We start from the raw sequence: 6,000 nt of genomic DNA, 5'->3' as shown, positions 1-6,000 counted from the left end.
TTGCTCCGTCTTTCCAGTTCTCTTCAGGCGAAGAAAACAATTATTCGGTATTAGCTACCGTTTCCGGTAGTTGTCCCAAACTTGAGGGCAGGTTACCTACGTGTTACTCACCCGTCCGCCGCTAACTATCAGAGAAGCAAGCTTCTCATCAAGTCCGCTCGACTTGCATGTATTAGGCATGCCGCCAGCGTTCGTCCTGAGCCAGGATCAAACTCTCCAATAAAGTATTGAAAAGAGCGATAAGCTCATTTTGAATCTGACGAGATTAAAAATCTCATTCGTGCTCCAGTCGATCCAAGCCAAGGCTTGTTTCAAACTTTCGCGTTCATTCTGCAAGCAGAATGTTTACTCACTCGTTGTTCAGTTTTCAAAGATCAAACTCATTTCGTTACCGAATGTCGTTCTCTTCAGCAACTCTTATATAATATCATGTCCGCACCAACTTTGCAAGCTCTTTTTTTTAAGTTTCTTTCGAAGCTTATTTCAACCGCTTGCCGCACCGTGTATCTCGTGTTTTTTCGGCCGGAAATAGAATATACCATGTAGAACACACACTTGTAAAGAGTTAATTTCAAAACATATCAAATCCACGATCTAACCATATTAAGGACCTTCAACCTACCATAACTCTTAATCAATTGTATTATCCTGCAGCTTAATCTTATTTATTCAATCTGTCTTTCTTCTATATATAAGAAGGCAACCCTCTCAACTCTCATATTCGAGACGAAAGGGTTACCTTCTATAGTAATCTATATTTATCTCCGTTCTACTTTATATCCTTTATCCTCAAGCAGTTTCACGATGCCGTGATCGCCCAGGTAGTGTGCCGCACCAACAACAATGAAATATTCCTGACCTTTGCCGTTTTTCAAGTAACCATCAATTTTGTCCGCCATACCAATGTTACGATCAACCAGCATTGCTTTGTTATATTCCTCGTTAGTGGAGAAGCTATTTGTCAGTTCAAGCAATTGCTCGTCATTGCCCGTTTTCCACATCTCAGCCATTTCTTTCACACTGTTATCCAACACGTCGAAGTTTTCGATTGTCGCTTTCAGTGTTTCCTCTTGTGTTTCTTTGGAAAAGTCGTTAAACATGCCAAGTTGAGATTGATAACTCTCCAACTCAATAACTGGAAGTTTTCGCTCGATCGCTTTCTGGATGAAATACAGATCCACTCCTGCTGACGCTTCGTATCCTGCCGTTGTGGACTTCAAACTTGCAAGTGTGCTCTCTACTACCCAAGGCTTAAACGCATCCAAGGCGTTAGACTCGAGACCATTTTTCTTCAATACATCACCCAGCTTAGTGTACGTTTCACTGGAAATGTGGTCTTTCAGTGTTGTTCCATCTTGATACGAACCCAGACTTAGAACCAGCTTTTGCTGCTCTTCATCAGCGGCTTTGCTAATATCAATCTCCACCCCGAGATAGTCAGCTTCCGCAAAGGCTTCTTCAAACTCCGGACGCAATGGATAAAAGCTCTCATCAGCAATATGCATGGACCCTACCAGATAGACCGTGTTGCCATTGCTTTCAACTTCCCACATGAAGCCACGTCCACCGGTTTGCGCAGTTTCAGTTGCTCCCCCTTTGGATACCAACAGTACTGTGCGCGTTGCAGCATCCCAGCGTACTTCATAACCCGCTGCATCACCAACGATGCGAATCGGTGCATACGTTACACCGTTGATGCGTGTAAGTTTACTTTTGAGTGTAATTGTTTTACCATCTACCACGGCCGTGATCGTATCATCTGTCGCAGTTGTTAGCTTCACGTCCATGGCATCCAGCGTAGTGCGCAACGGAACCAGTGTTGTGCCTTTTTCCAGGATCGGTGCTCCTGTAGCATATTTCACCGCATGATCATTGACCTTGACGGAAGTTCCCTGAGGAGCTGCCATTGCCGGTACCGCAGATGCGAGCAAACCTACCGAGATTGTAAGAGATAATAGCGTGCGTTTCCAATTCTTCATATTATGTATTCTCCTTTATTGAATATAGTTGCCAATCATCTTGATAGAATGGACATACTTAGATACTACGGATAAAGGTGGAAATGGTGCCACCCATCTTTAGAGTAGCACCTATTTTTTGTTTATTTTTTCATTACTTTTTGCTGCCAGCCATCCAGAGACCTACAGCTGCAAAAATAGCTCCAGCTCCCATCATCGCCCCTTGAACTGCGTCCTTCACTACAGAACCTTCTCCACTTATGACTGATGCTAACAACAGAACAACTACTCCTGTGCTCATTAACTTATAAGACTTTGTATTTAATTGATTAATCATATTTAATCCCCTCCACATATGTGCTTTGTTTTTTATAGTTGTAATGGATCAATGTAAGAAACCTATATTTCCATTAAAAAATCAATGCGTAGCGTCGTCGTCGTAGAACTGAATAAACTATATTAGATCTTATAAGCCTTCATGGCCTTAAACAATTCCTTAAAGGTCGGACGTTTACCGTACATCAGCACACCTGTGCGATAGATTTTGGCTGCAAGCCATCCGAAGATGATAATGGACACAATGAGAATCGCTAATGAGGTTAAAATCTCCCAAGTCGGTGCAACTCCCGCACCGATCCTTACCAGAATCGCGGTCGGCGACGTGAATGGGATGAAGCTTGCGATTTTCAACAACAGAATGTTCGGTGTAGAAATACTGAAGATCGCAATATAGAAGGAAACAAGCGACAACATCGTAATCGGCAGAACAGCCTGACCCAGTTCTTCCGTACGGCTTACCATTGAGCCAATGGCAGCGAACAACACGGCATACAGGAAGTAGCCCAGAATGTAGAATATGAGTCCATACACAATAACCGCAATATTCACATCACTTACATTCATATTGAAGTCACCTAATACTGCACGGTTATGCGGCAGCAAGATATTTCCGGCAACCACCGCTCCGAAGATTCCAATTTGCAGCATCCCCACCATGAAAATCCCGATGATTTTACCAAACATCTGACTGAGCGGGGATACACTCGTAATGAGAATCTCCATAATACGCGAGCTCTTCTCAGCTGTGATCTCAGAGGCAATCATGTTACCTGTCATCATCGTTGAGGTAAACAGCAAGATGATCAGCAAGTACACCACAATATAGTTAATCGGGCTCATTGCACCTTCAGACTCAGTACCTGCTCCGCTCTCATCCGTACTCAAACTTTGCTCGGTGAGCTTCACAGGTGTTGTAATCAGTTCCTTCTGCTCCGCTGTGAGTACATCCTTCACAACCACATCCAGCTTCACACTTTGCAAAGCAGCTTCAATGGATGCAATGATCTGAGGTGATACATCTTCTGCTGAATATAGAATGGGCTGCGGGAACTCTTGCCCGGAAACAGCTTCAAACTTCAGATAACCATCGGTAAGTCCTGCTTCCACATCCGCCGCAAGAGCAGCTTCATCTTTGTCACCACTGGCTATGAATCGATAGGCCTGATCTCCTTGAGCCGCAGAGAAGCTCTCCAGTTTCTCCGAAACTTCAAGCTGCCCTGTACTCAGAAGACCGATATTTACAGGATTGCTGCTGGAAGCTCCGCCAATGGGACCCCCGTTGAATAAAGTAATGAAATACGGAACATTGAGTCCGATTGAAATTAAAAGTGCAAGTACAATGGTCGTTACCATGAATGATTTCGTTTTAACTTTGTTTTTGAATGTAAAACCCGTAATCGTTCCCATTTTATTCATTCGACTCACCTACCTCACGAATAAAGATTTGGTTAAGCGTTGGTTCCTTCAGTTCAAAGTGTTCCACTGTCGTCTGAGTCATGGCTGTTCTCAGAATCTCTTGAGCCGCTTCCACCTGACTAATATGTATCAGGTACCCACGCTCATTCCGCTCGACTTTCTTCACACCAGACAACTGTTCGAGTCCTTCCACACTACCAATCGTACCCAGGAATACCTGTTCACGCGGATACCGGCTCTTGATTTCCTTGATCTCTCCTTGAACCACCGTGTTGGAACGATGCAGAATGGTGATCTGACGACACAACTCTTCAACGTGCTCCATACGGTGTGTTGAGAACAGAATGGCCGTACCTTCGTCACGCAATTCTTTGACGGTGGACTTGAGTAATTCCACGTTCACAGGATCCAGTCCACTGAACGCTTCATCCAGAATGAGAATCTGCGGTCTATGCACTACGGCTGCGATAAAGCCCATTTTCTGCTGATTGCCTTTGGACAACTCCTCGATCTTCTTATCGTAATACTCAGGTACCTCAAACCGATTCAGCCAGTACTTGAGACTCTGATCTGCGTCCTTACCATTCATGCCACGAAGTCGTGCCAGGTAATTAATCTGTTCGCTGACTTTCACCTTCGGGTACAATCCGCGCTCTTCCGGAAGATAACCCATAATCTGTTGCAGCTCCGTATTATAGGGCTTGCCGTTGTACAGGATGTTCCCTCCATCAGGGTGAATCAGTCCAAGCACCATACGCATTGTTGTTGTTTTACCTGCACCATTGGCTCCGAGCAGTCCGTAAATCTCCCCCTCTTTTACATTGAGCGTGACTCCATTAACAGCTGTTTTGTCTGCATATTGCTTGACGACTTGCTTCAATTCCAATCGGTTCATCATTTATCGTCTCCCTTCGGTTATTTCCACTGTACGGGTGCATACCCGGCAATCCAGAATGCCAGCACTTCATCCAATTCCAAGTTACGGATTTTCAATACCCGGTTATTGGACAGCTCCAGCCTCTCCTGCGCCTCGCTGACCCGGGTTGTAATTACGCGAACCAGACCTACCTCTTCCAAAGAAGATTCCACAACACCAGGAATACTTTCTGGCCTTAAATCTCCTTCATACCAGACTTCTTTCCACTGATCGAGCACCATATCTTTCTCGGCCATCCCCAGTGACTGACCACGGTGCATCAATACGATGTAATCCGCAAGTCTTTTGACTTCGTCTGCAATATGTGTGGCAATCAGAATCGTGGTGTCTCCCCCCGCCATGAAGGTACGGAACTGCTCAACCATCACTTTCCAGGCAAAGGGGTCCAGTCCTGATGAAGGCTCATCCAAAAGCAATAGTCTTGGGCGAGCTGCAATTGCAGCTGCAATCTCAAATTTTCGCCGTTCTCCCTTTGACATCTTGTTCAGCTTCACATCAATAGGTACTTCCATATCCTGAATCAGTTGGTCGAACAACTTCATATCCCAACGTGGGTACCAGTACGCCCGGAAATGAGCTGCTTCCTGTGCTGTTATCCGGTTCTCTTCTGAACCAGCGTTATCTGCTACAAAACCAATCTGTTGTCTCAGTTCAATGGGAAGTGGCCCATCATGTTCCTGACCAAACCATATAATCTGTCCAGCATCTGGCAGCACCACTTGCTGTAACATGTTAAGAAGGGTGCTTTTGCCTGAACCGTTGTGACCGAGAATAGCGACTATATACCCTTCGGGGATGGTCAGATCAATTGGGCCAATAACTCTGCGTTTTCGCATTTTGGATACGCCGTTCAACTGGATTGCTATGGGTTCCACGTATGAATCACTCCCTTACTTCGCGTAAATAGCCTTCAGGACTTCCCGGAACAGGCTCTCCATCTCTTCTTCCGTACAGCCTACCGATTTTCCAGACTGCACCGCAGCCTGCATCGCTTCCTGTGCGGCCTTCAATCTATAATTTTCTCTATCGCCAGCTTCTACCTGGGCCACAAATGTACCTGTCCCCTGCTTCGTACGAAGCAAGCCTTCATTCTCCAGATCCTGATAGACCCGTCTAACCGTAATAACACTGCAATTCAGTGCGCCGGCGAACTCACGAATGGACGGCAAATGTGTTCCCTCCCCCAACTGACCCGTAATTATCAACGATCTTAACTGATTTTCAATTTGGTGGTATAAAGGTTCAGCGCTATTTTCATTAATTTGAATGGGTATTTTCACATCTTGCACCTCGCCCTCCGGTACACTCCAGTCTGTTACCTGACCGTGCCGGTTTCATCCTGTATTCGTA

The 6,000-nt window shown here is 45.3% G+C and carries 6 protein-coding genes and 1 rRNA gene; all 7 read right to left on the bottom strand.

Going from position 1 to position 6,000, the window contains the following annotated elements:
- Positions 1 to 223 (bottom strand): 16S ribosomal RNA (locus IFU39_RS32175); the annotation flags it as partial.
- Between the two features lie 535 nt (positions 224 to 758).
- A complete protein-coding gene (locus tag IFU39_RS32170) occupies positions 759 to 1,979 on the bottom strand; it encodes a TraB/GumN family protein (protein ID WP_192136461.1) in 1,221 nt (406 codons plus the stop codon).
- Between the two features lie 133 nt (positions 1,980 to 2,112).
- Complete coding sequence (locus IFU39_RS32165) at positions 2,113 to 2,295, bottom strand: hypothetical protein (RefSeq protein WP_091018649.1); 183 nt, start codon at positions 2,293 to 2,295, stop codon at positions 2,113 to 2,115.
- Between the two features lie 122 nt (positions 2,296 to 2,417).
- Positions 2,418 to 3,713: an ABC transporter permease gene (locus IFU39_RS32160; protein ID WP_192136460.1), complete on the bottom strand. Its 1,296-nt coding sequence runs from the start codon at positions 3,711 to 3,713 to the stop codon at positions 2,418 to 2,420.
- Positions 3,706 to 4,608, bottom strand: coding sequence for an ABC transporter ATP-binding protein (locus IFU39_RS32155; protein WP_036668607.1), 903 nt, complete (start codon positions 4,606 to 4,608; stop codon positions 3,706 to 3,708). The genes IFU39_RS32160 and IFU39_RS32155 overlap by 8 nt, the downstream gene beginning before the upstream one ends.
- 20 nt (positions 4,609 to 4,628) lie before the next feature.
- Positions 4,629 to 5,525 (bottom strand): ATP-binding cassette domain-containing protein, encoded by an 897-nt coding sequence (locus IFU39_RS32150; RefSeq protein WP_192136459.1) that lies wholly within the window; start codon positions 5,523 to 5,525, stop codon positions 4,629 to 4,631.
- Positions 5,526 to 5,540: 15 nt separating this feature from the next.
- On the bottom strand, positions 5,541 to 5,930 hold the full coding sequence (locus IFU39_RS32145; protein WP_091038380.1) for a GntR family transcriptional regulator: 390 nt from the start codon (positions 5,928 to 5,930) through the stop codon (positions 5,541 to 5,543).
- Positions 5,931 to 6,000: the final 70 nt, after the last annotated feature.

Source organism: Paenibacillus sp. CFBP 13594 (assembly GCF_014842675.1).
GTDB classification, from domain to species: domain Bacteria; phylum Bacillota; class Bacilli; order Paenibacillales; family Paenibacillaceae; genus Paenibacillus; species Paenibacillus amylolyticus_B.
The sequence above is the reverse complement of the archived record's forward strand: the minus strand, read 5'-3'. Positions and strand labels throughout refer to the sequence as shown.

What these genes read in the sequence shown, in the direction of transcription:
- IFU39_RS32170 (WP_192136461.1), bottom strand. Translation starts at nt 1,979, where the DNA reads ATGAAGAATTGGAAACGCACGCTATTATCTCTTACAATCTCGGTAGGT.
- IFU39_RS32165 (WP_091018649.1), bottom strand. Translation starts at nt 2,295, where the DNA reads ATGATTAATCAATTAAATACAAAGTCTTATAAGTTAATGAGCACAGGA.
- IFU39_RS32160 (WP_192136460.1), bottom strand. Translation starts at nt 3,713, where the DNA reads ATGAATAAAATGGGAACGATTACGGGTTTTACATTCAAAAACAAAGTT.
- IFU39_RS32155 (WP_036668607.1), bottom strand. Translation starts at nt 4,608, where the DNA reads ATGAACCGATTGGAATTGAAGCAAGTCGTCAAGCAATATGCAGACAAA.